Origin of the sequence: Sulfuricurvum sp. (assembly GCF_049305995.1) — a bacterium.
Taxonomy (GTDB): domain Bacteria; phylum Campylobacterota; class Campylobacteria; order Campylobacterales; family Sulfurimonadaceae; genus Sulfuricurvum.
The window spans coordinates 1-3,815 of record NZ_JBAQPS010000337.1 but is presented as its reverse complement, the minus strand read 5'-3'; the positions used below and the strand labels follow the sequence as shown (position 1 = coordinate 3,815).

The 3,815-nt window shown below is 39.1% G+C and carries 4 protein-coding genes; 2 read left to right on the top strand and 2 right to left on the bottom strand.

Annotated features, from left to right (window positions below; all coding sequences use genetic code 11):
* Both WA010_RS11480 and WA010_RS11475 read left to right on the top strand, forming a co-directional pair.
* A partial coding sequence (locus WA010_RS11480; RefSeq protein WP_422557250.1) for a potassium transporter TrkG occupies positions 1-320 on the top strand: 320 nt, incomplete at its 5' end.
* Positions 321-971: a potassium channel family protein gene (locus WA010_RS11475; RefSeq protein ID WP_422557249.1), complete on the top strand. Its 651-nt coding sequence runs from the start codon at positions 321-323 to the stop codon at positions 969-971.
* Between the two features lie 13 nt (positions 972-984).
* Here the strand turns inward: WA010_RS11475 and WA010_RS11470 are convergent, their stop codons facing one another.
* A complete protein-coding gene (locus WA010_RS11470; protein WP_422557248.1) occupies positions 985-3,180 on the bottom strand; it encodes a SulP family inorganic anion transporter in 2,196 nt (731 codons plus the stop codon).
* A gap of 48 nt (positions 3,181-3,228) precedes the next feature.
* A partial coding sequence (locus WA010_RS11465; RefSeq protein WP_422557247.1) for an OmpA family protein occupies positions 3,229-3,815 on the bottom strand: 587 nt, incomplete at its 5' end.

The window sequence follows — 3,815 nt, the reverse complement described above, 5'->3', positions numbered from 1 at the left end:
ATCAGATCAACAAAGCGTATGCGATTATTTTTGTAGCTTCCATCTATGTCGTCATCTCAACCATTATTCTCAGTGAAGTGGAACGATTGCCATTTATGAGAATTTTGTTTGAAGCCACATCGGCATTTGGTACCGTTGGAGTATCTACAGGTAACGGTGGAGTACTGAGCTACAGTGCCCTTTTCAGCGATTGGGGAAAACTGAATATTATTGTATTGATGCTGATGGGACGTGTAGGTGTATTCGCCTTTACGATCGTTATCATCGGAAAAGCGCTAGAAAGCCGCATCAAATACGCAGAAGGAAAGGTAATTATTTAAATGGATACATTTGCAGTCGTTGGTTTGGGAAAATTTGGGTTTCATGTTGCCAAAGGTTTGGCACAGCAAGGGTTAAGTGTTATTGCGGTTGATTTAAGTGAAGAACATGTCCGTGATATCAATGAATTTGTTCAAGATGCTATTGTTCTCGACTCAACCGATATACGTGCTTTACGCGAAGCGGGAATCGGCAATGTTGATATCGCCGTAGTCAGTATCGGCGAAAATATTGAAGCGAGTATCCTCACGGTCATGGCACTCAAAGAGTTAGGGGTTGAAACCGTTATTGCCAAAGCTATAACACAAGTTCACGGGCAAATTCTCTCTAAGCTAGGAGCTGCCAAGGTAATCTATCCTGAGATGGAATCAGCAAAAAAAATTGTGAAAAAAATGGTTCAAAATATGCATTATGAGACTATCGATCTCTCTATCACAATGAAAATTGCCAAACTAACCGTTCCCTCCTTCTGGATTGGTATTTCCATCCTTTCACCTATCTTTGAAAGTGATTATGAAGTCAAACCTATCGCATATAAACATCAGGGAATGTGGTATACCTCTTTCGAAAAAAATGATATTCTCGAAAAAGGGGATATCGTCGTGGTATTAGGGAATAGTGCCCATATCGAAGCACTCAGTAAAAAGATTTAGATAACCGATTGCTTCATACATCGTATTCTGCCCCTAACTCCGAACGAGTCATTCGCAAGCGTTCGGCAAGAACAGTTGCAAGACTTTGCATAAAATGAAATGCTGCTTTTTTATGATGAACTGAAAAAATATCAAACGCTTCACGTGAGATGCAATAAAGATCTATATCTGTTGAAGCTACTGCATCCGTATAATGCGGTTTACCTTCTAAAAATGAAAATTCTCCAAAAAAATTGTTTTGTCCTAGAGTACTTAGATGAACCGGATTGCGCCCTTCACAAGGGAGCATAACCCTCACTAATCCTCGACGGATAAGAAAGATTTCTCCCTGACCTTCCCCCTCAAGATATATTGTTTCCCCTTTTGTATACGATCGGCTTTCAACCAAACTTTCGATTTCCGCAACCGTTTCAACTTTTCTTCCTTTAAAAAGATCAAAATCATAGAGCGAAAGAAGTACTTCTCGATAAGACTGTACACGTTCCTTTTGAATGATCATATCTTCTGCCCATTCGATTGCATCATCAAGATCATCAAAGATTTTAATCGGACTCAAATGTTTAAGCAATCCGACATGATTGAAATAATCTTCCATATCATCACCGGTAGGAAGCTTATGTGGTAATCGGCACAATAAAAGATAACCATTGCGCTCATGCAATATATCTTTGATTTGCAGTAAAATATGTGCGGCTGTCAAATCAACGGTTTGAATCCGTTTCATATCCATAATAATGTATTTTTTAAACTGTAAATCATTTTTCAGCATACTATAAAGCTGATTTGCCGTACCAAAAAAGAGGCTTCCGTGTAACTCATAAACAGAAAACTCACCCCCTTTCTTGCGTAAAATAGTATTCTCTTCTTTACTTCGAACCAATTTACTATGTGCATCAACCCCATCCGTATGTCGATACACTACGGATACTCCGATTTGCTGTGCAATGTAAAGGATAATAGCCAAAACAAACCCTATCCCGGCAGCAGCGATCAATCCCACAGAAAGAGCTGTGATAACAACCGAAAGAATAATCAAAAAATCAAATACCGTTTTTCGTGTTTGCAGTAATTTAATGCTGTGTTTATCAATCATACGCAATCCGATAACAATAAGAATACCGGCTAATGCAGCAATCGGAATCCATGAAATCAACGTTCCAAGAATCACAAATGCTAAAATAGCCATACCTCCCTCAATAATTCCGGAAAGCCGACTTTCAGCACCACTACTAATATTAACCATTGTTGCGCCCATCGTTCCTGATCCCGGCATTCCCCCGAGCAATGCCGATGCTATATTCGCAGAACCTTGCGCTATAAGTTCTTGATTAGAATCATGAAAGGAGTGGGTCACTGAATCCAAAATAAGACATGTTTTCAGGGTATCAATCGAAAGCAATGCGGCTAAAGTTAAAGCTGGAAATAAAAGTAAAGTTATATCATCCCAAGAAAAAGAGTACATAAGGGTAAAACGATCAAAAAACAAGCTAGGAAAATCAATCCCGCCACTCCCTCCTAATTCACCAATCACCATTAAATTATTAGGCTGATATAACGCTGAATTCATAAAAGCTAATAAAAAATAGGTTGCTATTCCCATCGCAAGTGCAATAATGACCGTAGGAATAATCCTAAACATTTTATCCGTAAATAGCATAACAAAAATTGTTATGCTCCCAATAACAATACTTTCCCATTGCCATTGTGCTAATAATCCAAACACTTCCCAAAAAGGTGTCTCTTGCGGTAATCCAAGAAATTTTGGTGTCTGTGAAGCAATAATATACAAGCCTACACCACTCAAATACCCGCTTACAACGGGAAACGGCATATATTTGATCAACCGTCCTAATCCGATAGAGCCGAAGATAATCTGAAAGATCCCTGCCATAAAAGCAACAACACCCAACATGACAAATACTTTATCCGGAGCAATAGCATTGTTAATGTATTCCAAAGCAAACGCCGATAATACAGCTGCAGCAGGGGCACTCGGCGCCGATATTAAACGATTGGTTCCACCGAAAAGTGATGCAACAATACCGATAACTGTCACACCTAAAATACCGGCAATAGCACCATACGCACCGTAATGTCCACCGATTAATGCATAAATACTAACCCCAAATGCAAGAGCTGTCGGCAAAGCAACCAGCATTGCAGCCGTTCCTCCCCAAAAATCATTAATAACACTATTTAATTTATGCATCCAAGACTATTCCTTGACCCGCACTAAGGATCTTTATTTTAAAGAACCCTATTTTTGGAGTTTACTTAAAGCATCCAAAATATTATTTTGTTTCTCTTGATCCAAAGGTGTATCATTAGATACAAACATATAAAGTTCGACACGTCTATTTTTGGCTCGATTAGCTTCAGTCGTATTGAGTGCAATCGGTTTAGCTGCACCAAAGCCTGCCGTAGAGAGGCGTTCGGCATCTACACCATTACGAATCAGTTCTCGCATAACCGTCTCTGCTCTTTTAGAAGATAGCTCAATATTATCACGAAAAATCGATCCTTTTGGAAGAGGCTGATTATCCGTATATCCTCGTACCGAAATATCTACTGTTTTAGGAAGCGTTTCTATAATTAAAGCAACCCGTCGGATAAATAAAGCCATTTCTTCATCGTCAATAGTCGCATTAGCGCCACGAAAAGGGATAAAAGCAGGAAGTTTTAGTAATACACCATCCATAGTTTGATCTAATGGACCTTCACCCCCACCCATTGAAGCTTTTTTTAATTCTTGTTGTATTTTAGTAATGGAATCTTGAACTTCTTCTTGACTTTTAGATTCACTGACCAATAATGATCCACCCTCTTCCACTAATGATTTACCGC

Excerpts from the sequence above, each read along its gene's own strand:
- WA010_RS11475 (WP_422557249.1), top strand. The coding sequence starts at position 321 with ATGGATACATTTGCAGTCGTTGGTTTGGGAAAATTTGGGTTTCATGTT.
- WA010_RS11470 (WP_422557248.1), bottom strand. The coding sequence starts at position 3,180 with ATGCATAAATTAAATAGTGTTATTAATGATTTTTGGGGAGGAACGGCT.